This is a genomic window from Brevundimonas sp. (genome assembly GCF_004210735.1).
Lineage (GTDB): Bacteria > Pseudomonadota > Alphaproteobacteria > Caulobacterales > Caulobacteraceae > Brevundimonas.
Genome location: NZ_SDZL01000023.1, coordinates 17,009 through 43,511 on the forward strand (window position 1 = coordinate 17,009; position 26,503 = coordinate 43,511).

The 26,503-nt window shown below is 66.0% G+C and carries 26 protein-coding genes; 15 read left to right on the forward strand and 11 right to left on the reverse strand.

Annotated features, from left to right (window positions below; all coding sequences use genetic code 11):
- Positions 1-88: 88 nt before the first annotated feature.
- On the reverse strand, positions 89-856 hold the full coding sequence (locus tag EON91_RS06885) for an A24 family peptidase (RefSeq protein ID WP_292092796.1): 768 nt from the start codon (positions 854-856) through the stop codon (positions 89-91).
- Positions 857-1,133: 277 nt separating this feature from the next.
- Between EON91_RS06885 and EON91_RS06890 the strand changes: the two genes are divergently transcribed.
- Positions 1,134-1,667 carry a DUF3617 family protein gene (locus tag EON91_RS06890; RefSeq protein ID WP_292092797.1) on the forward strand — a complete coding sequence of 178 codons (534 nt, stop codon included), beginning with the start codon at positions 1,134-1,136 and terminating at the stop codon, positions 1,665-1,667.
- Positions 1,668-1,803: 136 nt separating this feature from the next.
- On the opposite strand, the gene carB is transcribed toward EON91_RS06890, so the two are convergent.
- A complete protein-coding gene (gene carB / locus EON91_RS06895) occupies positions 1,804-5,103 on the reverse strand; it encodes a carbamoyl-phosphate synthase large subunit (protein WP_292092798.1) in 3,300 nt (1,099 codons plus the stop codon).
- 10 nt (positions 5,104-5,113) lie between these two features.
- On the reverse strand, positions 5,114-5,467 hold the full coding sequence (locus EON91_RS06900; RefSeq protein ID WP_292092800.1) for a hypothetical protein: 354 nt from the start codon (positions 5,465-5,467) through the stop codon (positions 5,114-5,116).
- A gap of 260 nt (positions 5,468-5,727) precedes the next feature.
- On the opposite strand from EON91_RS06900, the gene EON91_RS06905 reads away from it, so the two are divergent.
- Positions 5,728-8,661, forward strand: coding sequence for a TonB-dependent receptor (locus EON91_RS06905; protein ID WP_292092801.1), 2,934 nt, complete (start codon positions 5,728-5,730; stop codon positions 8,659-8,661).
- A 189-nt stretch (positions 8,662-8,850) separates the two neighbouring features.
- A complete protein-coding gene (locus EON91_RS06910; RefSeq protein ID WP_292092802.1) occupies positions 8,851-9,363 on the forward strand; it encodes a hypothetical protein in 513 nt (170 codons plus the stop codon).
- Here the strand turns inward: EON91_RS06910 and EON91_RS06915 are convergent.
- Entirely contained in the window at positions 9,360-10,058 is a 699-nt protein-coding gene (locus EON91_RS06915; RefSeq protein ID WP_292092803.1) for an HAD family hydrolase, read from the reverse strand. The two genes, EON91_RS06910 and EON91_RS06915, sit on opposite strands and share 4 nt — an antisense overlap.
- 50 nt (positions 10,059-10,108) lie before the next feature.
- Between EON91_RS06915 and EON91_RS06920 the strand changes: the two genes are divergently transcribed.
- The 6 genes from EON91_RS06920 to EON91_RS06945 all read left to right on the forward strand — a co-directional run bounded on the left by EON91_RS06920 (position 10,109) and on the right by EON91_RS06945 (position 18,196).
- Positions 10,109-10,663: a hypothetical protein gene (locus EON91_RS06920; RefSeq protein WP_292092805.1), complete on the forward strand. Its 555-nt coding sequence runs from the start codon at positions 10,109-10,111 to the stop codon at positions 10,661-10,663.
- A gap of 56 nt (positions 10,664-10,719) precedes the next feature.
- The gene (locus tag EON91_RS06925) at positions 10,720-12,036 is read left to right on the forward strand and encodes an amino acid permease (protein ID WP_292092807.1); all 1,317 of its coding nucleotides are present in this window, start codon (positions 10,720-10,722) and stop codon (positions 12,034-12,036) included.
- Between the two features lie 46 nt (positions 12,037-12,082).
- Complete coding sequence (gene carA, locus EON91_RS06930) at positions 12,083-13,243, forward strand: glutamine-hydrolyzing carbamoyl-phosphate synthase small subunit (protein ID WP_292092808.1); 1,161 nt, start codon at positions 12,083-12,085, stop codon at positions 13,241-13,243.
- 54 nt (positions 13,244-13,297) lie between these two features.
- Positions 13,298-15,175, forward strand: a complete 1,878-nt coding sequence (gene dnaG, locus EON91_RS06935) for a DNA primase (RefSeq protein ID WP_292092810.1) — start codon at positions 13,298-13,300, stop codon at positions 15,173-15,175.
- A gap of 67 nt (positions 15,176-15,242) precedes the next feature.
- Entirely contained in the window at positions 15,243-17,186 is a 1,944-nt protein-coding gene (gene rpoD / locus EON91_RS06940) for an RNA polymerase sigma factor RpoD (RefSeq protein WP_292092812.1), read from the forward strand.
- Between the two features lie 272 nt (positions 17,187-17,458).
- A complete protein-coding gene (locus tag EON91_RS06945) occupies positions 17,459-18,196 on the forward strand; it encodes an extensin family protein (protein WP_292092814.1) in 738 nt (245 codons plus the stop codon).
- A gap of 174 nt (positions 18,197-18,370) precedes the next feature.
- On the opposite strand, the gene EON91_RS06950 is transcribed toward EON91_RS06945, so the two are convergent.
- The 4 genes from EON91_RS06950 to EON91_RS06965 all read right to left on the reverse strand — a co-directional run bounded on the left by EON91_RS06950 (position 18,371) and on the right by EON91_RS06965 (position 20,253).
- Positions 18,371-18,718, reverse strand: a complete 348-nt coding sequence (locus EON91_RS06950; protein WP_292092815.1) for a DUF1428 domain-containing protein — start codon at positions 18,716-18,718, stop codon at positions 18,371-18,373.
- 89 nt (positions 18,719-18,807) lie between these two features.
- The gene (locus tag EON91_RS06955) at positions 18,808-19,155 is read right to left on the reverse strand and encodes a DUF1428 domain-containing protein (protein WP_292092816.1); all 348 of its coding nucleotides are present in this window, start codon (positions 19,153-19,155) and stop codon (positions 18,808-18,810) included.
- Between the two features lie 19 nt (positions 19,156-19,174).
- Complete coding sequence (locus tag EON91_RS06960) at positions 19,175-19,741, reverse strand: dihydrofolate reductase family protein (RefSeq protein WP_292092818.1); 567 nt, start codon at positions 19,739-19,741, stop codon at positions 19,175-19,177.
- A 20-nt stretch (positions 19,742-19,761) separates the two neighbouring features.
- On the reverse strand, positions 19,762-20,253 hold the full coding sequence (locus EON91_RS06965; protein ID WP_292092819.1) for a VOC family protein: 492 nt from the start codon (positions 20,251-20,253) through the stop codon (positions 19,762-19,764).
- A gap of 150 nt (positions 20,254-20,403) precedes the next feature.
- Here EON91_RS06965 and EON91_RS06970 point away from each other — a divergent pair, with 150 nt between their 5' ends.
- A complete protein-coding gene (locus EON91_RS06970; RefSeq protein ID WP_292092821.1) occupies positions 20,404-21,060 on the forward strand; it encodes a winged helix-turn-helix transcriptional regulator in 657 nt (218 codons plus the stop codon).
- On the opposite strand, the gene EON91_RS06975 is transcribed toward EON91_RS06970, so the two are convergent.
- Positions 21,061-21,270, reverse strand: coding sequence for a flagellar basal body rod C-terminal domain-containing protein (locus EON91_RS06975; RefSeq protein WP_292092822.1), 210 nt, complete (start codon positions 21,268-21,270; stop codon positions 21,061-21,063).
- 136 nt (positions 21,271-21,406) lie between these two features.
- Between EON91_RS06975 and EON91_RS06980 the strand changes: the two genes are divergently transcribed.
- Positions 21,407-21,724 carry an Mpo1-like protein gene (locus EON91_RS06980; RefSeq protein ID WP_292092823.1) on the forward strand — a complete coding sequence of 106 codons (318 nt, stop codon included), beginning with the start codon at positions 21,407-21,409 and terminating at the stop codon, positions 21,722-21,724.
- Between the two features lie 23 nt (positions 21,725-21,747).
- Here EON91_RS06980 and EON91_RS06985 read toward each other — a convergent pair whose 3' ends face one another.
- The gene (locus tag EON91_RS06985) at positions 21,748-22,350 is read right to left on the reverse strand and encodes a 3D domain-containing protein (protein ID WP_292092826.1); all 603 of its coding nucleotides are present in this window, start codon (positions 22,348-22,350) and stop codon (positions 21,748-21,750) included.
- A 408-nt stretch (positions 22,351-22,758) separates the two neighbouring features.
- Between EON91_RS06985 and EON91_RS06990 the strand changes: the two genes are divergently transcribed.
- From EON91_RS06990 to EON91_RS07000, 3 genes are all read left to right on the forward strand, one after another.
- Positions 22,759-23,781, forward strand: a complete 1,023-nt coding sequence (locus tag EON91_RS06990; protein ID WP_292092828.1) for a S1/P1 Nuclease — start codon at positions 22,759-22,761, stop codon at positions 23,779-23,781.
- Positions 23,782-23,873: 92 nt separating this feature from the next.
- A complete protein-coding gene (locus EON91_RS06995) occupies positions 23,874-24,647 on the forward strand; it encodes an RNA methyltransferase (protein ID WP_292092831.1) in 774 nt (257 codons plus the stop codon).
- A gap of 144 nt (positions 24,648-24,791) precedes the next feature.
- Complete coding sequence (locus EON91_RS07000; protein WP_292092833.1) at positions 24,792-25,115, forward strand: YnfA family protein; 324 nt, start codon at positions 24,792-24,794, stop codon at positions 25,113-25,115.
- An 11-nt stretch (positions 25,116-25,126) separates the two neighbouring features.
- Here EON91_RS07000 and EON91_RS07005 read toward each other — a convergent pair whose 3' ends face one another.
- Positions 25,127-25,828, reverse strand: coding sequence for an NAD-dependent deacylase (locus tag EON91_RS07005; RefSeq protein WP_292092835.1), 702 nt, complete (start codon positions 25,826-25,828; stop codon positions 25,127-25,129).
- Between the two features lie 483 nt (positions 25,829-26,311).
- Between EON91_RS07005 and EON91_RS07010 the strand changes: the two genes are divergently transcribed.
- The coding region (locus tag EON91_RS07010; protein WP_292092837.1) for a hypothetical protein at positions 26,312-26,503 on the forward strand (192 nt) is incomplete at its 3' end.

Consider the following 26,503-nt stretch of genomic DNA (forward strand, 5'->3'; position numbering starts at 1 on the left):
TTCACCCCAGCGGATCTGGAACCGCGCCGGAGTTAGACTCTTGCACTGCACTGCACTCTTTTCTTCTGCGGAGTGCAGTGCAATCGCCTCAAAGGCCCAGCGGCCCATACAGCCGCGTCAGCCAGATCCCGGCCGCCAGAAACACCCCGAACGCCAGCCGGTCCTGAAGCCCGACGGGCCGCCGCAGGGCCAGTCGCGCCACGATCAGGCTGAGCCCTGCCGCCGACGCCCACAGCAGAACGCTGGGCAGACCCAGCCAACCGACCCAGGCCCCGCCTGCGCCCAGCAGGAACGGGTCGCCCCCGCCCAATCCCTCTCGCCCCCGCACCCGACGATACAGCCACGCCAGCAGCCACAGCCCGCCAAAGCCGACGGCGGCGCCCGCCACGGCGTCGATCAGGGCGCCGCTCCAGTCGGCGCGACCCAGCCACAACGCCGCCGCCAGTCCGGTGACGAACAGCGGCGCCGTCAGGACGTCGGGCAGCCACTGATGTTCGCCGTCCACCACCGCGATCAGCAGCAACTGCCACCCCAGCATGGCCAGCATCACCCCCTCGACCGGCGTGGCTGCGCTCACGGCAGCCCAGACGCCGATCCCTGCCGCCACCGCCTCCATCGCCGGATAGCGAACCGATATGGGGGAGCCACAATCCCGGCATCGCCCCCGCTGGCCCAGCCAGCCCAGCAACGGGATCAACCGCCATGCCGACAGGGTCCGGCCGCAGTCCCGGCACCGCGACCGGCTCAGCACGATGGGCTCATCCAGCGGCAACCGCACGGACACCAGCGCCAGAAAGCTGCCGATCAGCAGCCCCGCCCCGGCCAGCAGCAACGCCATCGTCAGATTGACCGCCATTCGTCCCCCGATCCGATCCTTCCGCAGTAGGGCGCCGGGCCTCGCCCTGCCAGCCCGTCGCTCCGTCGCATCCTGGCGTTATTGGTCGAATGTCGGTCGCAGACCGGTGGCTGATCGCACACTCAGGGGTCATGACGATGATCCATGGCGTGTCGCCCTCCAACGGCGCGCCGGGGGATTCCGACTGCCACGACACGGGGCGCCATCTACGCCCCGTGTCGTGGCTCGATGGCGTCCCGCAATCCTCGGGCCCGCCCTCCAACCTTCGGAAGCACCTATGAAAATCCCCTCCCTGATCACTCTGGCCTCTGTCCTGGCCCTGTCGGCCTGTGGCGATCAGACCGCCGCCCCCGGCGCCGACAAGGCCGAAGCCGGTGAAACCGCGTCGACTGCCAGCAACCTGTCCTTCGATCCCGCCGGCATGCCCATCTTCAAGGCTGGCCTGTGGGAATCGACCCATGTGGAAGGCGACGAAAAGGGCGAATCCAACCGCATGTGCGTCGGCCCCGAGCTTGACGCCGAAACCCGCGAACAGCTGTTCGGCGAACAGCCCGGCTGCACCAAGTCCGTCGACCGCGCCCGTGGCGGCCTCAAGGTCTCGGGCGTTTGCGTCCAGTCGGGCGTGCACACCAAGACGAACATCACAATGGTCGGCAGCCAGACCGAGCAGATCATGACCCTGGAAATGGCGATCGATAACACGGCCGACGCCGAGCCCGCCTCGACCCACAAGATGGCCATCAAATCGCGCTGGGTCGGCCCTTGCCCCGTCGGCATGCAGCCGGGCGATCTGGTTCAGGACGGCGAGTAAACGCCGTCCCAGGGAATGTCGCGCGGGGACATCCCCCGTTGTCGCGCGACAGGCCTCGCCCCTTCGCGAGGCCGGACGCCGCCGGGTCCCCCCGGCGGCGTCGTCAATTCCGGATCATTCCGGTGAGGTTCCAAATTCAGGCGTAGCCCTGGATCGGCCGGACATCCAGTTCGCCGGCTTTGATGGCCGCGATGCCCTGCGCCGCCGCCAGCGCCCCGGCGGCGGTGGTGTAGTAGGGGATCTTCATCATCAGCGCCGAGCGGCGGATCGAGAAGCTGTCGGCCAGCGCCTGCTTGCCTTCGGTCGTGTTGAAGACCAGCTGAACCTCACCATTCTTCATCGCGTCCACGACGTTCGGGCGGCCTTCCAGCACCTTCTTGACGAAGCCGACGTCCAGCCCCTGGTCCTTCAGATAGGTGTGGGTGCCGCCGGTGGCGATGACCGCGAACCCTTGGGCCAACAGGGCTTTCACGGCCTCGAGGATGAAAGGCTTGTCGGCGTCCTTGACCGAGACGAAGGCGGTCCCCTCGGTCGGCAGGACGGTGCCGCCGCCGATCTGGGACTTGGCGAAGGCGCGGGCGAAGGCGGGGGCCATGTCGGCCTCGCCGTCCCGCTTCCAGTCCAGACCCATGACCTCGCCGGTCGAGCGCATTTCCGGTCCCAGCACCGTGTCCACGCCCGCGAAGCGCGCGAACGGGAAAACCGCTTCCTTGACCGCGATATGGTCATGCGGCTTGTCGGCCAGGCCGAAGGAGGCCAGCGGCACGCCCGCCATGACCTTGGCGGCGATGGCGGCGATGGGCTGGCCGATGGTCTTGGCCACGAAGGGCGCCGTGCGGCTGGCGCGCGGGTTCACTTCCAGCACGAAGATACGCGGCGCGGCGCTGTGCGGCTCCTCGATGGCGAACTGCACATTCATCAGGCCGCGCACCTTCAGGGCCCGCGCCATGGCCTCGGTCTGGCGCTTCAGCTCGTCCACGATCTCGGGCCGCAACGAGAAGGGCGGCATCGAACAGGCGCTGTCGCCCGAGTGGACGCCGGCTTCCTCGATATGTTCCAGCACGCCGGCGACAAAGACCGTCTCGTCATCGCACAGAGCGTCGACGTCCACCTCGGTGGCGCGGTTCAGATAGTGGTCGATCAGGACGGGATCGCTGCCCGAGACGCGCATGGCCTCATGGACATAGCGGTCCAGTTGCTCACGATCATGGACGATCATCATGCCGCGTCCGCCCAGCACGTATGAGGGGCGCAGCACGACCGGATAGCCGACCTCCTCGGCCTTCTGCGCGGCTTCTTCGGCGCTGCGGGCCAGGCCGTTCGGCGGCTGCATCAGGCCGATGTCCTGCAACATGCGCTGAAACCGCTCGCGGTCCTCGGCCAGGTCGATGCTGTCGACGCTGGTGCCCAGGATCGGCACGCCGTCCTCTTGCAGGGCGTGGGCCAGCTTCAGCGGGGTCTGGCCGCCGAACTGCACGACGACGCCGATCAGCTCGCCCTTCGAACGCTCGACGTCGATCAGCTCCAGCACGTCCTCTTCGGTCAGAGGCTCGAAATACAGACGGTCGGAGGTGTCGTAGTCGGTCGAGACGGTCTCGGGGTTGCAGTTGACCATGATCGACTCGACGCCGATGTCCGCAAAGGCGAAGGCCGCGTGACAGCAGCAGTAGTCGAACTCGATCCCCTGACCGATCCGGTTGGGCCCGCCGCCCAGGATGATGGCCTTCTTCCTGTCCGACGGCTCGGCCTCGCACTCGGGAACCTGGCCCAGGGCGCCGGTCTCATAGGTCGAATACATATAGGCCGTGGCGCTGGCGAACTCGGCGGCGCAGGTGTCGATGCGCTTGAACACCGGGCGGACGTCCAGACTGCGACGGGCCTTGCGCACCTCGGCCTCGGTCTTGCCGGTCAGGGTCGCCAGTCGGGCGTCCGAGAAGCCCTTGGACTTCAGCTTGCGGAAGGCGGTCGGTTCGGTCGGCAGGCCCTGGACGCGGACGTGACCCTCGGTGCGGACGATGTCGGCGATCTGGCGCAGGAACCACGGCTCATACGAGCAGGCGGCATGGACCTCCTCGACCGACAGACCGTGACGGAAGGCCTGGGCGATGACGCGGATGCGGTCGGGCGTCGGCTGGCCCAGCGCCCTGACGACGGCGGCGCGGATGGAGGATTCGTCCTCCATCTCGGTCACGCCCTCGATCTCGATGTCGTCGAAACCGGACAGACCGGTTTCCAGCCCGCGCAGGGCCTTCTGCATCGATTCCTGGAAGGTGCGGCCGATGGCCATGACCTCGCCGACCGACTTCATGGCCGTGGTCAGGTGCGGCTCGGAGCCCGGGTATTTCTCGAAGGCGAAACGAGGGATCTTGATAACGACATAGTCGATCGACGGCTCGAAGCTGGCCGGGGTGACCTGGGTGATGTCGTTCTGAAGCTCGTCCAGCGTATAGCCGACGGCCAGGCGTGCGGCGACCTTGGCGATGGGGAAGCCGGTGGCCTTTGACGCCAGCGCCGAGGACCGCGACACGCGCGGGTTCATCTCGATCACGACCATGCGGCCGTCGGCAGGATTGATGGCCCACTGGACGTTCGAGCCGCCTGTCTCGACTCCGATCTCGCGCAGGACGTTGATCGAGCCCGTCCGCATCAACTGGTATTCTTTGTCCGTCAGCGTCAGGGCCGGGGCCACGGTGATGCTGTCGCCGGTGTGGACGCCCATCGGATCGATGTTCTCGATCGAGCAGATGATGATGCAGTTGTCCGCCGTGTCGCGGACGACCTCCATCTCGTACTCCTTCCAGCCCAGCACCGACTCTTCGATCAGCACCTCGGTGGTCGGCGACAGGTCCAGGCCGCGCTCCACGATCTCGTGGAACTCCTCGACGTTATAGGCGATGCCGCCGCCGGTCCCGGCCAGGGTGAAGGACGGCCGGACGATGGCCGGCAGGCCGACGAAGGCCAGGGCCTCGTCCGCCTCCTCGATCTTGTGGATGGCGCGGCTGCGGGGCGACTCCAGGCCCAGCTTGTCCATGGCGTCGCGGAATTTCTGACGATCCTCGGCCTTGTCGATGACGTCGGCCTTGGCCCCGATCATCTCGACGCCGTATTTCGCCAGGGTGCCCGAGGCGTCCAGCGCCAGAGCCGTGTTCAGCGCGGTCTGGCCGCCCATGGTCGGCAGCAGGGCGTCGGGCCGCTCTTTCGCAATGATCTTCTCGACGAAGGCGGGGGTGATCGGCTCGATATAGGTGGCGTCGGCCACTTCCGGGTCGGTCATGATCGTGGCGGGGTTGGAGTTCACCAGGATGACCCGGTAGCCCTCGGCCTTCAGCGCCTTGCAGGCCTGAACGCCCGAATAGTCGAACTCACACGCCTGACCGATCACGATCGGGCCGGCGCCGATGATCAGGATGGACTGGATGTCTGTGCGCTTGGGCATCGGCGTCTACTCAGTTCGTCACGACCGCGCACTCCCAGCCGTCATAGTCCAGCTGAAAGGCCGCGGCCCAGGATTGCATCATGGCCGACACAGGCGCGAAGGACGCCTCGTCGACCGGAATCGTCGTCTCCAGCACCAGGGATTCCTCATCCCCGCGTGTCAGATAGCCGGCGCGGCGCGCGACCTCGTTCAGATCGCCCAGCCCCGCATCATCGCCATTGAAAAAGAACAGCATATGGCGCGGCGTGATCCCGCTGTCGCCCTGCTCCAGCAGGGCGGCGCGCACCATGGCGTCTCTTTCATCATGACTGTCCAGGGCGGTGGTCTCCACGCGCGCGAAAAGCCGGACGCAGGCGTCGCCCACGGCCGATCCGTTCGGGTTGTCGGTTAAGCGGCCCGTTTAGAGAGGGAAGCCCCTCTCGGCAAGGTTTCCGTGCGACGCGATGTATTCATTCTTGTGTGACAAAGTTTCGCTTCAATTGGGGTAATTGTGGCGAGTAATCGACATATCGATGTCAGATATAATAGTCACATGTGACTATATCACCGGTATGCGATTGGGTGGAATGTGGTGAAGCTTAGCAAAGGGATCGCGGTGCGATGATCGAGAAGCGGCAGGGTTTGATGAATACCACCGTTCTGGCCGGTTTTGTCGGGGTGGCGGGGTTGGCTTTTGCGGATTCTGCTTGGGCGCAGGAGACGCCGCAATCGCAACCGACGGAAATCGAGGAGGTTGTGATCACGGGCTCGCGGATTCCGCGCCCGAATCTGGAACAACCGACCCCCGTGGCGACGGTGTCGCGCGAGGCGATTGAAACGGCCGGGACCCAGAATCTGGGCGACATCATCGCAGAACTGCCGGCGTTGAGCGCCAACGACACCGTGCGGGGCAACTCCGACAGCTTCGGCGATTCAGGCGGATTGAATTTCGCCAACCTGCGGTCCTTGGGCGCTGCGCGAACCCTGACGCTGATAGATGGCAAGCGGCACGTCGGGGGTGACGCCGGTAACGCCGCGGTCGATCTGAACGCCATTCCCGCTGCCCTGGTCGATCGGGTCGAGGTGATCACGGGCGGCGCCTCGGCCGTCTATGGCTCGGACGCCGTCACGGGCGTGGTCAACATCATCCTCAAGGACGACTTCGAAGGCGGCGAGATCACGGTTCAGGGGTCGGGCGCCGAGTCGGGTGACGGCCGCGAATGGGCGATCAACGGACTGTATGGCCGGAACTTCAACTCGGGCCGCGGGAATGTCACCGCGACCCTGTTCTACGACCATTCCGATCAGGTCCTGGCCAGCGACATCGGCGCGCTCAAGAACTGGGGCACGATCGTCAATCCGGCGAACACCGGTCCGGCGGACGGCATTCCCAACCGCATCACGGTGCCCAATGTCCTGACCGATTATCTGGACGAAAACGGGGTGATCCTGGACTGGAACACCTTCGACATCATCTCGGCGTTGACCAATGACGGCAGTCCGGTGCCGCAGGCGCAGAGGTTGGGCACCAACAGCTTCGCCTTCGGCCAGTTCGATGAATGCGAGACCTGCACTGCGCTGGACGACTATATCGTGCTGGTCCCCAAGACGGATCGTTACGGCACGAACATTCGCCTGCGCTATGATCTGACGTCCAACATCACGGCCTATCTGGACGCCAAATACGTGCGGTCCGAGATTGAGGATTTCGTCCAGCCGTCCTTCACCTTCGGCGACTATTTCATCGAAGCCGATAACGCCTTCATCACGCCCGAAATCGCGGCCGTGGTCGCGGGCCGCGACATCACCTTTGGCCGCTTCAACGAGGACGTGGGCGTTCGCCGCAACGACATCACGCGCGAGACCTACCGGGCCGTGGCCGGCCTGCGTGGCGATCTGGAAACGGGCTTCGCCGATTTCAAATGGGACCTGTCCTACAACTACGGTGAAACCCGGAACGAGTTCAGGGGTAGCGGCACCCTGATCCCCGGCAACTATGCCGCCGCCATCGATTCCGTGGTGGCGCCGGATGGCTCCATCCAGTGCCGGGTCAACGTCCCCTCGGCCCAGTACGACGGCTACGAGGCCCCCGAGGGCCTGACCAGCGACACCTGCGTGCCATTCAATCCGTTCGGTCGTCAGAACACGGCCTCGGCCATCGACTATGTCAGCCATGACTCGATCCGGACCCACACCATCACCCAGGAGGTGCTGTCCGGCCTGTTCAACTTCGACACGTCGAAATTCTTCAATCTGCAGGGCGGGCCGGTCGCCTTCGCCGGAGGCTTCGAATACCGCAAGGAAACCAGCGAGAACATCAACGACCCGTTCGTGAAGTCGGGCCTGTCGGATACGGCGCCGCAGCCTGACGCCTATGGCGAGTTCGACGTCACCGAAGGTTTCCTTGAGTTCAACGCGCCCCTGCTGGCGGACCTGCCCTGGGCCTATCGCCTGTCGATCGACGGGGCCTATCGCTACGCGGACTATTCGACGGTCGGCGGGGCCGAGGCGTGGAAGGTCGGCGCCATCTACGCCCCGGTTCGCGACATCACCTTCCGCGGCACCTATTCGCGGGCAGTGCGGGCCCCGAACATCACCGAGGCGTTCCTGCCGTCATCGGCCGGTTTCTTCTCGGTTACAGATCCTTGCGATGTCGATAACATCGATCTGGATCCGGACCGCGCGGCTAACTGCGCCGCAGCGGGAGTGCCTGCAAACTTCAACTCGAACACCAACGCCTCGATCGAAGGATTCTCGAGCGGCAATCCGGACCTTGAGGCCGAAGAGGCCAAGAGCTGGACTGCGGGGGTCGTGCTGCAACCGCGCTGGGTTCGCGGGCTGAGCTTCACCGCCGACTACTATGACATCCAGATCGACAATGCGATCTCGCTGGTGGGCGCCCAGGACATCATCGACAACTGCTACGACGCCAGCGGCGGCCTGGATCCCAGCTTCTGTTCGCTGTTTACGCGCGGCGCGGACAGCAACATCGACTTCATCGAGACGACCTTCATCAACGCCGCCGCCCTGACGACCAGGGGGTGGGATTTCGAACTGGCCTACACGCGCAATCTGGAAGAAATCGCCGAGGCCAATCCGGCCATGTTCGGCGGCCTGCGTGGTCGTTTGACCGGGGTGTTGACGGCGAACAAGCTGGAGGAGCTCAACTTCTTCGCCTTCGCTGATCGACCCGACGAAATCGACGTCGAACAGGGCGAGATCGGTGATCCGGAATGGTCGTTCAAATCCCGCCTGACATGGCAGAACGGACCGCTGGCCCTGACCTGGGCCACCCGATACGAGGATCGCGTCGCTCGGTTTGATGTCACGCCGACGCCGGGCGTGAACACCGAGGAGAACGCCTTCCCGGCCTATGTCCCGGCCCAGACCTACCACGACTTCGTGGTGCGTTACCGGATCGACAATGCCCCCTGGATCGCCAAGGGGATCGAACTGTTCGCCGGCGTGAACAACATCACGGACAAGGAGATGCCGTACGGCCTTACGGGCAACGGCGCGTCATCGACCTATGATCTGTATGGGCGGCAGTTCTTCGGCGGGATTCGCGCCAGCTTCTGAGGCGCGGGCACATGGCAGAAGGGGCGGTCCCATGGGCCGCCCTTTTTTGGACTATTCGGTCGGTGCTCGAGGCCGTCCAGGTGCCAACGCCCGCCAAGGACCGGTCGAATCCTGGTCGCAGGTTTCCCGCACAGGTGGTGCGTGACGGCAAGGTATCGCCGTTACCGTAGTTAGCTGGTGAGGATCGACATGAAGCCTACACGCCTGATCGCCGTTCTGCTGTGTTCCGCCATGCTGCCGTGTGCGGCGTTGGCGCAAGACCCCCCCACCGCCGCGGAAACTGCGGCCAGGGCCATCGCCCAGGATGCAGCCGCCACTGCCGGGTCCGCCTCGGACAAGTTCGAAATCGCGCGGAGCGGGGACGAGGCCTTGAGCTGCGACGCGTTGACGACCGAGATCAACGCCTTGAATATCCAGGCTTTCGCCATCGCCGAAGGGGTTCCGCTGCAGGGGGCGACGCAGCCGCAGCCGCAGCGACGAGGGTTGGGCTCCATGTTATCCTTGGGCAGCATCGCCGCAGCCTTTATTCCGGGCGCAGGTCTGGCGGTGGGTGCGGCCCAGATGCTGGCCACCGCCGATCAGGCAGGCGGCTTGATGAGCAACATCCAGAACGTTCTTGGCCAGGGCGAGGCGGGGCAACTCCGTAACCTGGAGAAGCGCATGGATCACCTGAAGGCGATTGCGAAGAACAAATCCTGCTAGCCTTCGATCGCTCTGATCCAGTCAGGCAGTTCGCCGATCCGACTAAGCGAGACATAGCGCGGGTGGCCTTCGGGCGCGTCGGCCAGTTCGTGCTGCCAGGTGACATGGTAAGGAATGTGGACGCCGAAACTCCCGGCCTCGATGGCTGGGAGAACGTCGGATCTCATGGAGTTGCCGGCCATGACGGCCTCGGTCGGCCCGGTGCCGTGGCGGGCGAATATCCGTTCATAGGTCCAGTGATCTTTCTCTGACACGATCTCAACCGCTGCGAACAAGTCGCCCAGGCCAGAGGCCGCCAGCTTTCGCTCCTGATCCATCAAGTCGCCCTTGGTGATCAGGACCAGGCGATAGCGTTCGGCCAGTTCTGCCACGACCTCATCGACGCCAGGCAGGGTTTCGACCGGATGGGCCAGCATTTCACGCCCGACGGCGAGGATTTCGCGCACGACAGGCGCGGGGGCCTGTCCCTCGGTCAGTTCCATTGCGGTCTCGATCATCGAGAGGGTGAAGCCCTTCACGCCATAGCCGTAGAGGCGCAAGTTCCGTTGCTCCGTCGCAAATAACCGGGCCTCTATCGCATCCCGGTCGCCGTGTTCAGCCAGCAGTTCCACAAAGCGTGCGTGCGTGAGACGGAAGATCGTCTCGTTGTGCCAGAGCGTGTCGTCGGCATCGAGGCCGACTGTAGTGATGAGCATGACAGAGCTTTCTTGGCGGATCGCGCCGGTTGAATACGGTGGATTATCCGATGAAAAAAGTGATCTTTGGCATGATGGCGGCGATGGCCGTAACAGCGAACGCCATGGCTCAGGACGCACCCGTCGAGGTGCAGGCGACGCCGGTCGCGGCGCCTGCGAGCGTGGCCGACGCACCTGCCGCGGCGGTTGACGTGCCCTTCCAGGTCGTGAGGGCCGGTGACAGCCAGATGAGTTGCGAGGCGCTGATCGCCGAAGCCAACGCCCTGAACGGCGAGATGATGGCGATGCAGAACGCCATGTCCCAGCGGGCCATGGATATGAGCCGCTCGCGCATGAGCAGTCTGCAAGCGCAGCAGGGCGTTTCGACGGCCATGAGCCTGGGCGGCCTGGCCGCTGCCTTCGTCCCGGGGGCTGGCCTGGCCCTGGGCGCGGCTCAAAGCGTGGCCGGCATGGCCCAGCGGGCCGCCGCCGCGCAGGAACAACAGAATATGATGAGCGACATCGACGACATGATGCTCGATGTCCAGGCCCGCACGGACCAACTGATGCCGGTGATGAACCGCGCCGATCACCTGACCGATCTGTCGATGGCCAAGGGCTGCTGACTTTCTGACGTTCAAGGGGCGCGACGACCGCCGCATTTGACGCTATGGCGTCGGTCATGAGCCAGACCGACGTCCTTCCTCTGCCGCACCGCCGTATCGGCTGGGGTCTGGCCGCCCTGGTGGTGGCCGGGAACATGATCGGCTCGGGCGTCTATCTCTTGCCGACGACGCTGGCGGCGACGGGTTCGTCCAGCATCATCGGCTGGCTGATCTGCGGGCTGGGGGCCATCACCCTGGCGGCGGTGTTCGGCGGCTTGGGCCGGATGCAGCCGGACGCCGATGGACTGTCGGATTTCACCCGGCGCGGCATGGGGCGGTTCGTCGGCTATCAGACGGCGCTGGCCTATTGGGCCGCCTGCCTGACCGGCAACGTCGCCGTGGCCGTGGCGGGCACCGGTTATCTGGCCTTCTTCTTTCCCGCGCTGAAGGAGCCGATCTGGAGCGCGGTCAGCAATCTGGCGCTGATCTGGGTGACCACGGCGGCCTATGCGGCGGGCGCGCGGACGGCGGCGCGGTTCGGGGCGGTCACGCTGGGGTTGGGCCTTATCCCGATCGTCCTGGCGGTGGTCGCCGGGGCGATCGCCTTTGATTCCGACGTCTTCGCCGCCTCATGGAGCCCGTCGGGCGCGCCTCTGACGGCGACCGTGCCGGCCTCGCTAGTCGTCATCTTCTGGGCTTTCCTCGGGGTCGAAAGCGCGGCGGTGCTGTCGCGGCTGGTCAAGGATCCGGCCCGCGACGTGGCCCGCGCCAGCCTGGGCGGCGTCGCCCTGGCCTTCGTCGTCTATCTGGCCGCCAGCGTGGCGGTGTTCGGCGTCATTCCCGCCGATGTCCTGGCCCAGTCCACCAGCCCCTATGCCGACCTGGCCGCGCGGGTGATGGGGTCGTCGGTGGCCGGACTGGTCGCCGCCTGCGCCGTCATCAAGGCGACAGGCACCATCGCCGGCTGGACCATGCTGGGCGGCGAAACGGCGCGCAGCGCGGCCGAGGCCGGCTGGCTGCCGCGCTGGTTCGGCGGCGATGGTCGCCTGCCGCTGACCAATCCGCTGATCAACGGCGCCCTGATGAGCCTGATGATCGTGGCCAGCATCCAGCCGACCCTGGGCCAGCAGTTCGGCGTGCTGATCGGCGTGACCTCGGTGCTGACGATCAGCCTCTATGCCCTGTGTTCGATCACCCTTTGGCGACTGACGTCGAAAGCAGGCTGGCGCGCGCTGGCGGCGGTCGGGGTCATCTTTTCGTTTTCCGCGGTCGCTGCGGCGGCGGGTGGATACATCCTGCCGACGATCATTTTCTTCGCTGTGACCAGCGTCGCCTGGCTATGGGTCCGGCGCCGCGACAGGGCGCGAGTTGACCCCGCCGCCTCATCTCTTTAACGACGCCGCCGTTTGTCCGCCCGTATTCGCCTGTAGGAGCCACGCCATGACGAAGACCCTTCTCCCTGGTGTGACCGGCGTTCTGGCGCTGGCGGATGGAACCGTTCTGCAAGGCGTCGGCGTGGGCGCGACCGGCGCGGCCCTGGGCGAGGTGGTCTTCAACACCGCCATGACCGGCTATCAGGAAATCCTGACCGACCCGTCCTACATGAGCCAGATCCTCGCCTTCACCTTTCCCCACGTCGGCAACGTCGGCGTGAACGTCGAGGATGTGGAACAGATCGGCGACGGCTCGGGAACCTCGGCGCGCGGCGCCATCTTCCGCGACCTGCCGACCGATCCGGCCAACTGGCGGTCGGGGGGCGACCTGCACGGCTGGATGAAGCGGCGGGGCGTCGTCGGTCTGTCGGGCGTCGACACCCGCGCCCTGACCAAGATCATCCGCGACAAGGGCGCGCCGCACGCGGTCATCGCCCACGACCCCGACGGCAAATTCGACCTGGACGCCCTGGTCGCCCAGGCGAAGGCGTGGACCGGCCTGGTCGGCCTGGACCTGGCCAGGGACGCCTCGACCCTGCAGTCGTTCGAATGGGACGAGGGCGTGTGGGAATGGCCCGCCGGCTATCCGCGTATCGCGGCGACCGACAAGTCGGTGGTGGTCATCGACTACGGGGTGAAGCGCAACATCCTGCGCGCCCTGGCTTCGACCGGCGCGAAGATCACCGTAGTTCCGGCGACAACCTCGGCCGAAGACGTGTTGGCGCGCAATCCGGATGGTGTGATCCTGTCCAACGGACCGGGCGACCCGGCCGCGACCGGCGAATACGCCGTGCCCGAGATCAAAAAGCTGGTCGCCAGCGGCAAGCCGATCATGGGCATTTGCCTGGGCCACCAGATGCTGGCCCTGGCCCTGGGCGCCAGGACCGTGAAGATGGATCAGGGCCACCACGGCGCGAACCACCCGGTCAAGGATCTGACGACGGGCAAGGTCGAGATTGTGTCGATGAACCACGGCTTCACCGTGGACCGTGACAGCCTGCCTGAGGCCGTGGTCGAAACGCATGTCAGCCTGTTCGACGGCACCAATTGCGGCATCGCGCTGAAGGACAAACCGGTGTTCAGCGTCCAGCACCACCCCGAGGCCTCGCCCGGACCGACCGACAGCCTGTATCTGTTCAACCGGTTCGCGGAATCGATGCGAGCCTGACGACAGTGGCGACGGGCCGCGCTAGGGTGAAAGGCTCACCCCCGGACCGCCGCCTTGCGCTTTGACGATCGCTTTATTGAAGAACTGAAGGCCCGCCTTCGGCCGTCCGACATCATCGGGCGGACGGTGAAGCTCAAGCGTCAGGGGCGCGAGTATGTGGGCCTCAGCCCCTTCTCGAAAGAGAAGTCGCCGTCGTTTTTCGTCAATGACGACAAGGGTTTCTTCCACGACTTCAGCTCGGGCAAGCACGGCGACGTCATCAGCTTCCTGCAGGAGACGGAGCGTCTCAGCTTTGTCGAGGCGGTGCAGCGGCTGGCGGGCGAGGCGGGCATGCAACTGCCGGCCGAAGACCCCCAGGCGGCGGAGCGCGAGGCGCGGAAGCAGGGCCTGACCGACTGGATGGACCTGGCCCAGAAATGGTTCGCGGCGAACCTGCGCCGCTCGGCGGGCAAGGCGGCGCGCGAGTATCTGGAGCGACGCGGCCTGCCCGAGGATCAGTGGGAGCGGTTCGGCCTGGGCTATGCCCCCAATGACCGCGAGGGGTTGAAGGCGGCGCTGGTCCAGCGCGGCGCCCGGCCGGGCGATCTGGTCGAGGCGGGCATGCTGATCGCGCCGGAAGGCGGGGGCCAGCCCTATGACCGGTTCCGCGACCGGCTGATGTTCCCGATCCTGGATGCGCGGGGCCGCATCGTCAGCTTCGGCGGCCGGGCCATGAACCCGGACGACCGCGCCAAATATCTGAACGGCCCCGAAAGCCCGCTCTTTCACAAGGGCGCGACCCTGTACGGCCTGCCGGAGGCGCGCCGCATCCTGGGCGCCGAAAGCCGGGGCGAGCAGGGGATCATCGTCGTCGAAGGCTATATGGATGTCATCGCCTGCCAGCGCGCGGGCCTGCCGGCCGTCGCGCCGATGGGCACGGCCCTGACGGAAGAACAGATGGAGCGGCTGTGGCGGGTCTCGGCCGAGCCGGTGCTGTGCTTCGACGGGGATGCGGCGGGGCTGCGGGCCGCCTATCGCTCCATCGAACGGGCGCTGCCACTGCTGAAGTCCGGCCGGTCGTTCCGGTTCGCCCTGCTGGACGGGGGCCAGGATCCCGACGACATCCTGCGCGACAAGGGCGCGCCCGCCCTGCGACAGGCGCTGAACGACACCCGCCCCTTCGTCGAGGTGCTGTTCCGGCGAGAGGCCGAGGCCGAGCCCTTGGACACGCCGGAACGCAAGGCCGGGCTGAAGGGCCGTCTGCGCCAGGCGGCGGGAGCCATTCAGGACAAGGATCTGGCCGAACAGTACCGCCGCGACCTGTTCGACAGGTTTGACGCCCTGTTCCCACGCCAGCAGATGCAGCGACCGGCCCAGGCGGGTAGAGGGCAGGTCGGCCCTGGCGGGCGCTGGCGTCCCGGCCCCCCGCCCTTGCAGGGTCAGACGGTCGAGGGCGCCCAGGCGATGCAGGCCCTGTCCCGCTCGATCGAGCCTGTCGCCGCCGCCCTGGCCCACGGCGCCGTGGATGACCCCGAACGGATGGACGACCGGCTGGAGGATATCGCCCGGCACGGCTTTGGCGATCGCGCCCTGGACGGGCTGGCGCAGGAGCTGGTTCGGCTCAGGTTCTCGGGCCAAAGCCTTGACACAGCGGCCTTACGTCGCCATCTGGCGCAATCGGGTCATGATGCCTTGATGCGCGAGGTCGAGAAGGCGGCGGCAAAGTCCGGCGCGCCATTCCTGGCTGCAGACAAGCCCCTCGGCGAGGCGAGGACCCGTTGGTTGCAGGCGTTCGACGCGCTTACGCGTGTCGCCGCCCTGGAAGACGCTCTGTCGTCGGCGCGTGGCGTGCCGGGGCAGGATGACGCATTCCGTCGGTTGAAAGCCGAGCGGGATGTGCTGAGTCGCGCAATCAAAGCCGGAACGATTTGGGAAGACAGCGCGGGTTCGTAACAAACGACCTCGCCACACGTTATTACGCCATGGGGACTGATCACCCCCGCTGGCCGGAGAAGACTGAATGAGTGCGCAGACCGAGACGCAGGAAGCCGAAACCAACACCGACGGGCCCCTGCTCGATCTGACGGACGCCGGCGTCAAGAAATTCATCAAACAGGCCAAGGCGCGCGGCTATGTGACGATGGAGGAGCTGAACAAGGTTCTGCCGTCCGAAGAGGTGACCCCCGACGCGATCGAGGACACCCTGGCCATGCTGTCCGAAATGGGCGTCAACGTCGTCGAGGCCGAAGAAGACGCGGCCGAGGCCCAGGGCACCGACGTGGCCGCCGCCGCCGAAACCTCGGTCGCCGAGACTCCGGCCAAGGCCGCCTATGACCGCACCGACGACCCCGTGCGCATGTATCTGCGCGAAATGGGTTCGGTCGAACTGCTGAGCCGCGAGGGCGAAATCGCCATCGCCAAGCGGATCGAGGCCGGCCGCGACGCCATGATCTCGGGCCTGTGCGAAAGCGCCCTGACGTTCGAGGCCATCATGGTGTGGCGCGACGAACTGGCGAACAACCGCATTCTGCTGCGCGAGGTCATCGACCTGGACGCCACCTACGGCATCCTGAACCCGTCGTCGCTGCCGCATAACCAGCCGCCCGCCGGCGAGGTCGTCGAAAAAGAGCCTGCCGAACCCTCCGCCGACAAGCCCGAGGGCGAAGACGACGACGACGATGATTTCGACGACGGCGGCGGCATGTCGATCTCGGCCCTGGAGGCCGAGCTGCGCGACGGCGTCATGGAAGTGCTGGACGCGATCGCGTCCGACTTCGGCGCCTTCCGCAAGCTGCAGGACAAGCTGGTCGAGGCCCGTCTGAAGGGCGAGATCCTGACCGCCAAGGACCACAAGGCCTATGAGAGCCTGACCACGGCCATCAGCGATCGTCTGAAGACGATGAAGCTGAACAACAACCGCATCGAGGCCCTGGTCGAGCAGCTGTATGCGATCAACAAGCGCCTGATCGGTCTGGAGGGGCGTCTGCTGCGTCTGGCCGACAGCTACGGCATTTCGCGCCCCGAGTTCCTCAAGGCCTATTTCGGCCGCGAGCTGGACCCCAATTGGTCCGAGAGCGTCAAGGAAATGGGCGTCCGCTGGACCAAGTTCAGCGAGAACGAAGCCGCCCAGATCGCCCAGATCCGCGCCGACGTCGCCGCCGTGGCGACCGAAGCCGGCCTGCCGATCGACGACTATCGCCGCATCGTCCAGACGGTGCAGAAGGGCGAGCGCGAGGCCCGTCAGGCCAAGAAGGAAATGGTCGAGGCGAACCTGCGCCTGGTCATCTCCATCGCCAAGAAATACACCAACCGCGGCCTGCAGTTCCTGGACCTGATCCAGGAGGGCAACATCGGTCTGATGAAGGCGGTCGACAAGTTCGAGTACCGCCGCGGCTACAAGTTCAGCACCTACGCCACCTGGTGGATTCGTCAGGCGATCACCCGCTCGATCGCCGACCAGGCCCGGACCATCCGCATCCCGGTCCACATGATCGAGACGATCAACAAGATCGTCCGCACCAGCCGCCAGATGCTGCACGAGATCGGCCGCGAGCCGACGCCGGAAGAGCTGGCCGAAAAGCTGGCCATGCCGCTGGAGAAGGTCCGCAAGGTTCTGAAGATCGCCAAGGAGCCGATCAGCCTCGAAACGCCCATCGGCGACGAGGAAGACAGCCACCTGGGCGACTTCATCGAGGACAAGAACGCCGTCCTGCCGATCGACGCCGCCATCCAGTCGAACCTGCGCGAAACCACCACCCGTGTGCTGGCGTCGCTGACGCCGCGCGAGGAACGCGTGCTGCGCATGCGCTTCGGCATCGGCATGAACACCGACCATACGCTGGAAGAAGTCGGCCAGCAGTTCAGCGTCACCCGCGAACGCATCCGCCAGATCGAGGCCAAGGCCCTGCGCAAGCTGAAGCACCCCTCGCGGTCGCGGAAGCTGCGATCCTTCCTGGATAGCTGATACGAAACAAGGGGCGGTTCGAAAGAGCCGCCCTTTTTCTCTCTCCATCTTTCGTCATCCTCCGGCGACCCCCGCGAAGGCGGGGGGCGACCGGGGGACCCAGCGGCGCCCGCAGGGCGATGTTGCAACACGCTTCCGACAGTGTCGCGCTTTCGCGCGCCGCTGGGTCCCCCGGTCTGCGCGGCTTCGCCGCTTGCCGGAGGATGACGAAAGGGGAGGACTGTCGTGCTCGTGAAGCCCTGGGCGGCCGGGAATCAGCTAGCCTCCCGCCGATGATCGCCCGCCACCGACGTCCGACCCGCGCCCTGACCGCCGCCCTGCTGCTTCTGGCGGGGTGCAGCCCCATGCTGCCCGACCGGCCCGCGCCCCATCCGGTTCCGTCCGGCCCTGGCGCGCCGCTGGGGAACGGGCTGATCGACCGGCCGATCACCGACGGAACGCGCACGGCCGTGCTGCGCGAAAGCGACAGCCTGACCCAGTGCGTGGCCGAGCTGACGGCGGCGCGCGTCAACTTTAGCCCCATGCCGGACAAGGTGCAGAGCGCCGTCTGCGGCCTCAGCCGGGGCGGGGTGCTGGGGGCCGACATGGGCACGGTGGCGCGGATGACGCCGGGCCAGCCCGAGATGACGTGCCGTCTGGCCCTGGCGGTCAGCATCTGGCGCCGCCAGTCGCTGGAGCCCGCCGCGCGCGAGATCCTGGGCTCGGACGTGGTCCAGATCGACCATTTCGGCGCCTACGCCTGTCGCAATGTGAACAACGGCGGCGTCAGCAATCGCGTCAGCGCCCATGCCCAGGCTCTGGCGCTGGACGTGTCCGGCGTGCGCCTGCGCGACGGGCGGCGCATCACCCTGACCGGCGACTGGTACGGCGACACGGCCGAGGCCCGTTTCCTGCGCCGTGTCCGCGACGACGCCTGCCGCATCTTCGGCACGGTGCTCAGCCCCGATTACAACGCCGTGCACCGCGACCACCTGCATCTGGAAGCGACGGATACGCGGTTCTGCCGCTGAGCCGTGGCATCCGCCTCGCCATTCCACACACCCGCCATCATCCTCGGGCTTGATCCGAGGATCGGACTGTCCGTCTGCGTGACGTCCGCAAGGTCGAGCGCGCCGCACGCTCGATCCTCGGGTCAAGCCCGAGCACGGCATGGGCGGCGCCCGGCGTCCGACCAGCGCCCGGCGTCAGTTCTCGGCGATAACGTCGAAGCCGGCGAAGATCATCCGCTTGCCGTCGAACGGCATCTCCATGCCCATCATCCGCTCGTCCTTCATCAGCGCCGCCCACGCAGCGTCGCGGGTCGCCTTGTCCGGCCAGGTGATCCAGCCGACGGCGACGGTTTCGTCGTCCTGAAGCTGAACCGCCTTCTTGAAATCGGTCAGCTTGCCGTCGGGCACGTCCTCGCCCCAGGCTTCCGTCACGACGGTCGCGCCCTGTTCGCGGAAGAAGGGCGTGGTCTTGGCCGAATGGTCCAGATAGGCGGCCTTGTTGGCCGTCGGGACGGGGATCACGGTGATGTCGAGAAAGGGCATGGTGTCTCCTTTTGGGCGCGCCGAACCGGCGGGACCTTGATGCTGGACCAACCGCCGGGTGGGCGCTTGTAGGTTTACGACGCGGTGGATCAGCTTTCGAAGACCGGAGCGAAGCCGCCCCACATCATCCGCTTGCCGTCGAACGGCATGTCCATGTCGGCGAAGGCGGGGTCGGCCTCCATCTTTTGCCAGCAGGCGTCGGCGGTGGCGCGGTCGGGCCATTTCAGCCACGAGAAGACGACGGCCTCGCCCTCTTCCAGCTTCACCGCCAGGTCGAAGCCGGTGACCTGGCCGGGCGGAATATCCTCGCCCCAGGTTTCAACCTGCTCCAAGCAGCCGTAGGCCTTGAACAGCGGCCAGGATTTCCGGGCCGAGGCGATATAGCGATCCTTGTCCGCGATCTTCACGGGGGTCAGGAAGCCGGTGATGTAGCTCATCTTCATTCTCCTGCAGGGGTCAGTCGGGGTTGTGGATGTCGTAGCGGACGAAGGTCATGCCGTTTCCGAACCTGCGTTCGTCGGTCAGGCTCATGGACAGGCGCAGGTCGTGAGGAAACATCGGCAGGCCGCCGCCGACGACGACCGGGGCGATGAACAGGTGAATTTCGTCAACCAATCCGGCTTTGAGAGCGTGAGCCGCGAGGGTCGCGCCGCCAAGGGCGATGTCGGTAGCGGCTTCGGCCTTCAGGCGACGGACCTCGTTGGCGTCGAAGCGGGACAGGAGCCGGGTTTTTGTGGTTGAGGCCTCGGTTAGCGTCGTCGAATAGACAACCTTGTCCGCCGCCGACCAGATCTTGGCGAAGGCGGCATTGCCGGACGATTGCGCCGCATACTGGGGATCGGATTCCCAGCCCTGCATCATCTCGTACATGCGCCGGCCGTAGAGGTAGCTGCGGATCGGCGCTTCCAGGGTGTTTATGAAGGCCAGAACCTCCTCATCCGGTCTGGCCCAGTCGAATTTCCCATCCCTGTCGGCGACATAGCCGTCAAGCGAGGCGAGGTAGGAATAGACCAGTCGGCTCATCGGGTTTCCCTGGAGTAAGGTCAGCCGGCCGCGTCAGCGGCGGCTTCCAGGGCGGCGATGTCGATCTTCTTCATCGTCATCATGGCCTCAAAGGCGGCCTTGGCCCGCGCGGGGTTCGGGTCGTTATGGAAGTCCATCAGGCGGCGCGGCGTGATCTGCCAGTTGACGCCCCAGCGATCCTTGCACCAGCCGCAGGCGCTCTCCTGACCGCCATTGCCGACGATGGCGTTCCACAGGCGGTCGGTCTCGGCTTGATCGTCCGTATGGATCATCAACGACACCGCCTCGGTGTGCGGAAAAATCGGCCCGCCGTTCAGGCCCAGGAAGCTCTGGCCGGCCAGGGTGAACTCGACCATCAGCTCCGCGCCTTCCTGACTGGACGGATTGTCGGCCGGACTGGCGTGGACCTTGTCGATATGGCTGTCGGGCAGGCCCAGCGAGACATAGAATTCGGCGGCCTTACGGGCTTGGCCGAGGTCATACCAAAGGCACGGCGTGATCTTGTCGACCATGGGCGTTCTCCCTTGTCATTGCGCCGTCGCGGCCTGACGGGCGGGCGATGACGATCAAACGGCTGGAGGCTCTTTCGGCTCCTCAGCGTTTGCGACTCGTGCCGTAAGAAGTTATATTAGTCAACCACGTGGTTAGAAAAAATAACTAAAATGGCTAACGCTTCCCGGCGATGGTACGATGATGCCTGCGGCACGGCCCACGCACTGGAACTGGTGGGCGAGCGATGGTCGCTGCTGATCATGCGTGAACTGATGCTGGGGCCGCGCCGGTTCGGCGACCTGCGCGCCAGTCTGCCGGGCCTCAGCGCCAACATCCTGACTCAGCGGCTGGACAGTCTGGAGGGAACGGGGATCCTGCGTCGCCTGCGCCTGCCGCCGCCAGCCTCGGTTCAGGTTTATGAGTTGACCCGGTGGGGGCTGGAAGCCGAACCGATCATCCGCGATCTGGGCCGCTGGGCCGCCCGTTCGCCCCGGCACGACCCGACCCTGCCGCTCAGCCCGGTGTCGTTGATGCTGTCGTTCCGGACCATGTTCGACGCGGCGAAGGCTGGCGCGGCGTCACTGACGCTGGGCTTCGTCCTGGGCGAGGAAGAGTTCACGGTATGCGTTCATGAGGGCGAGTTGAACGCTGACCGGGGCAGGGCGGGGGAGGCTGACGCACGTATCACGGCCTCGCCCGAGGTTGTCGCCGGCGCCGTCTATGGCGATCCGGCTGCACTGGCCGGCGCCGAGCTGTCCATCGAGGGCGACCGCACAGCTTTCCTCACCTTCGCCGGCTTCTTCGAACTGCCGCCCAAGGCGATCTGATCAGACCATCACGTCCAGCAGCGTCCCGACCATGTCATCGGCGGTGCGCATGACGGCGGCGTTGGCCTCGACCGCGTGACTGGCGGTGATGCGTTCGACCGCTTCGCCTGCCGGGTCAGCAAGAGGGCTGGCGGCGGTGCGGCGGGCGCTGGCCTCGAATCGCTCGGTGGCGGCGGAGATTCCGGCGGCTGCGATGGCGAAGGGCTGCATGGCGTTCTCCCGGCTCAACCCCGGCACTCTCGCGCAACAGGCTTAAGCCATCGCGCAGGGATGTGGTGAACGGCGACGATCTTGCTCTTACGCCGGCTCGGGGTCACGCTGGCGCCGAATGATGGAGGATCACGCCATGGCCGAGGCCGCAACCGAACGCTACCGGAGCTTCAGCGCCTTCTATCCCTATTACATCCACGAGCATTCCAACCGGACGTGCCGACGCATCCACGTCGTCGGGACGGGGCTGGTGATCGTGGCCTTCGTGATGGCGCTGGTGACGCGCAGCGCCTGGTGGCTGCTGGCCATGCCGCTGATCGGCTACGGCTTCGCCTGGGTCGGGCATTTCTTCTTCGAGAAGAACCGGCCCGCGACCTTCAAATATCCGCTGTGGAGCCTGATGGGCGACTTCCGTCTGTTCTGGGAGACGGTGTCGGGCAAGCGGCGGTTCTGACGACCCTTTGACGCGAACCCGGCTTAGCGCGAGCCCAGGGCGCCCGTGTCCAGCGAGGCCATCTGGGTCGCGTGGCTGGGCCGGCTTTCCCACGACGGCGGGCAGCCGTCGAAGTCGCCCGCGTCGGTGATGGTCAGGGTGCGCATGTTCAGACGCATGGCCGGTTGCATCGAGGCGCGACCGTGGCCGGTGTACAGATCGACCTTGGCGCCCTTGATCGCGCCGCCGGTGTCCGAGGCATACCAGTATCCGTCATGCGTCGTGCCATCAGCCAGGCGCAGGCCGACCGTCTCGCGGATAAACAGCTTGGTGCGGCGGGGAATGACACGCGGATCGACGGCGACGGTGCGCATCGGAATCGGGCGGCAGCCCAGGGAGTCGTTGCCCGTCGCGCCGCCGCCGCCTGCGTGATAGAGCCGCGCCGAGGCGCGCCAGTCGGGGTCACCCGCCATCAGGTCCTGCTGCTCGGCGCTGAGAGCCGTCTCGCCGTTGTCATTCGCCGTATCTGATGCTGCGCCCGCGACCGGATCGGCGGCGAGAACGGCTTGATAGGGGACAGGCTCGCCCGACACAGGCGCGGCCCAGACAAAACCCATCATGGCGAAAGCGGCGAACGTTTTCAGCACGGGCACGACTCATGGAGGCACCGGATCCGACGCGCCGGCGGCCGGTGTTTGGCCGCGTTTTGTGGTCAAAAGTGGGCGCGCTCAGTCTGTGCGACGGTTCGTCCACAAGGAATCCAGTTCATCGACTCCTGCGATGAGTGCAGAGGGTTAATGGCGCTGCGACATGCTGCCATGCGAATATAGTAATCGTGCGATATGCTCTATTTTATCGCGCGCTTGGCTCTGGCGTGAAAGCGATATTCGAGCGCGCGATCTCTTGGATACAAAGTTTATCTGATCGCCGCCTCGCCCATCTCATCGCAAAGCGACCTGTCGTCGCTGGCCGCCAAGGTGGGTAGAGAGGCCCGACGGGATGCGCTAAGGGGCGAAACCGTCCGTGTTTTCCGCCATCCCGACCAAGGGTCCGCCATGAAGCGTCTCGCTGTCGCCCTCGCCGCTGTTCTTCTTGTCTCGGCGCCTGCCGTGGACGTGTCCGCCTGGGGCAACACCGGTCACCGGCTGGTCGGTGTCGCCGCGATGCGCGGCCTGCCCGCCGATTTGCCGGCCTTCCTGCGCACGCCCGGGGCGGCGGCCGACGTCGGCGAACTGGCGCGCGAGCCCGACCGCTGGAAAGGCGCCGGCCAGCCGCACGACCGCGAGCGAGACACCGCCCACTTCGTCGACATGGACGACGCCGGCAATGTCATGAGCCCCGCTGGCATGTCGATCGACGCCCTGCCGCGGCTCAAGTCGGATTACGACACCGCCCTGACCAAGGCTGGCCTCAGCGTGAACGACGCCGGCTACCTGCCTTACGCCATGATGGACGGTTATCAGCAACTGGTGCGCGACTTCGCCTACTGGCGCGTGCTGACCGCCGCCGAGGCGCGCGAGACGAACCTGGAGCGCCGCGCCTGGTACCGGGTCGACCGCGAGCGCCGCGAGGCTCTGCTGCTGCGCGACATCGGCGTGCTGGGCCACTACGTCGGCGACGGCGCCCAGCCGCATCACACCACCATCCATTACAACGGCTGGGACCGGAACACGCCCAACCCGGAGCGTTTCACCGCCTCACGTCAGACGCACCAGAATTTCGAGGGTGATTTCACCCACCGCATCGCCCGTCTGGACGCGGTCGAGGCGGCCATGCCCGCTCCGCGCCTGGAAGGCTTTGACCTCAAGGCCCGCACCGTCGCCTATCTGAAGACGACCCTGGCCCAGGTCATCCCCTTCTATCGCCTGGAAAAGGCCGGCGCCTTCCAGAACACCGACGCGCGCGGCGCGACCTTCGTGACCGAGCGTCTGGGCGCCGGCGCCGCCGAACTGCGCGACCTGACCACCCTGGCCTGGCGCGAAAGCGCGACCGTTGCCATCGGTTGGCCCGCCGTAAAGGTGGCCGAGGTCGAGGCCGGAACCGCTGACCCCTGGATCGCCATGGTCGGCGAGGACTGACGGATTGGTGAAGAGTGCTAGTGAGCAAGGCGTGAGCGAATCTGGCCCTGCTCACGCCTTGCTCACTTTTCACGAACGGCTCACTTCAAGATATGCTCACGCCCCCCGTCGTCATCCTCGACAAGTCCCAGATGGCCGAAAATATCGGCGCGGTGGCGCGGGTGATGGCCAATTTCGGCCTGTCGGAACTGCGTCTGGTCAGCCCGCGTGACGGCTGGCCCCAGGATCGCGCCTGGGCCACGGCGTCCGGCGCCGACTGGGTGCTGGAGGGCGTTCGCGTCTTCGACAGCGTGGCCGAGGCGATCGCCGATCTGAACACCGTCTTCGCCACGACCGCCCGTCCGCGCGAGACGCGCCAGCCGGTGCGCACGCCGCGTGAAAGCGCCCGCGTCCTGTATGACGACACCGCTTCCGGCCTGAAGACCGGCCTCCTGTTCGGGGGCGAGCGCGCAGGGCTGGAGACGACGGACATCGCCCTGTGTTCGGGCATCACCACCATACCGATTGATCCTCGGCACCATTCGCTGAACCTGGCCCAGGCTGTGGCGATCAACGCCTATGAGTGGCGCACCCTGATCCTGGACGCTCCGCCCCCCAAATTCCGCGACAGCGAGCCGCCCGCATCCAGCGACCTGCTGGTCGGCATGTACGAGCATCTGGAGACGGAGCTTGAGGCTGGCGGCTTCTTCTATCCGCCCGAGAAGAAGCGCTCGATGAGCCAGAACCTGCGCGTCATGCTGGGCCGCGCCGCCTTCAGCGAGCAGGAGGTCGCCACCATGCGCGGCGCCATTCACGCCCTGTCCAAAGGGCGCGGCAGGGTGCTGGCCAAGCTGGCGGCCGAGCGGGCGGCCAAGGAGAGCGAATAGGTTCACGATCCGCTCTCACACCGTCATCCTCGGGCTTGACCCGGGGATCGAGCGTGGGGCGCACTCGAGTGGTCCGAGGTCGCACAGGCGGATAATCCGATCCTCGGGTCCAGCCCGAGGATGACGGCGGGGGAGAAGATGCCGATGAAAACCGTCCTCATCTATCCCCTCGCGGCCCTGGCCGAGATCGCGGGCTGCTTCGCCTTCTGGGCCTGGCTGAAACTGGATCGATCGCCGCTGTGGCTAATCCCTGGCGTGCTCAGCCTGATCGCCTTCGCCTGGTTGCTGGCACTGGTTCCGACCGATGCGGCGGGACGGGCGTTCGCGGCCTATGGCGGGGTCTATATCTGCGCTTCGCTGGCGTGGATGGCGCTGGTCGAGAAGACGGCGCCGGATCGCTGGGATCTGATCGGCGGGGCGGTGTGCCTGATCGGCGCCGCCGTCATCCTGTTCGGCCCCAGAGGCTAAAAAGCCTTCGATTAGAGCGTCGCCAGAAAGCGCGGCACGGCCTCAGTCGCCGGGCCATAGACGCCCTCATCGAACTGGCTGCGACCCTGCGTCGGCTCCAGATTGATCTCAACCGTCCGCGCCCCGGTCCAGCGCGCCTGCTGGACAAAGCCCGCGGCCGGATAGACTGCGCCCGAGGTGCCGATCGACACGAACAGGTCGCACGCTTCCAGCGCCGTCTCGATTCTCTCCATCGCCAGCGGCATCTCCCCGAACCAGACGATGTGCGGACGCAGCCGTCCCTGCGGATGATGCGGCGACGGATGCTGCGCCTCCAGATCGCCCGGCCAGTCGCAAACTGTGTTCGATACGGTGCAGCGCGCCTTCAGCAACTCTCCGTGCATATGGATCAGTTCGAACCCCGGACCTGGCAGCGCCTCGGCATGGGCGCGGTCATGCAGGTCATCGACGTTCTGCGTCACCAGCAGCAGGCCGCCCGTCCAACGCGCCGCCAGATCGGCCAGCGCCCGGTGCGCGGCGTTGGGGACGACCTGCGCCAGCTGCCGTCGCCGCCGGTTATAGAAGTCCTGAACCAGCGCCGGATTGGCCGCGAACCCCTCGGGCGTCGCCACCTGCTCGATCCGATGTCCCTCCCACAGCCCATCGCTGGCACGGAACGTCGGCACGCCGCTCTCGGCCGATATGCCGGCGCCGGTCAGGATGACGAGGTTCACCGGTGATAACTCTCACGAGCCTTTCGACGACGTGCCGCCAACACGCTTTCGGCCCGCTGTTGATCTCGGTCCAACGTGAATTTTGTAATTCTGTCGAAGCGACGGTCGCCGCGTAGGCCGACCGCTCGCATCAGGCGAAGTGCACGCCAGAGCACGAAAACAGTCCAGCAGGCGGATGAGACAAGAACTGCCGGCCAGATCGTCGGGAATACTGATCCATACGCACCCTCTCTCATCCACAACGTCGGCACGATGAGAACGAACGGCAGGAAGAGTGAAGCAGGGCGCATGTGACTGGCGAGATCCCGGTCCACCCAGCCACGGACACGCAGATACAGGTCAGAGCGTGACGGTCGCATGATAGTGTCCTCAGTGCCTTCTGACATTCGAGAAGGCAACGGTTCCTATTTTGAGGGCTAGGCAAGCGCCCGGCCGCAAGGGAAGGTGACGTGCGATATCGCTGATCGGCCTGGGAGGCGCGTGATGTTCAATCGACGTTTGCTGATGGGCGGGCTGCTGGCCTCAGCTGTCTGCACGCCCGCCCTGGCGGATGAGGACGAGATCATCACCCCGGGCATGATCACCGGTCCCTTCTATCCCGACCGGCTGCCCGACGATCAGGATTGGGACCTGCTGCGCAACGGCGGTCTGGAGACGGCCGCGACGCCGCTGATC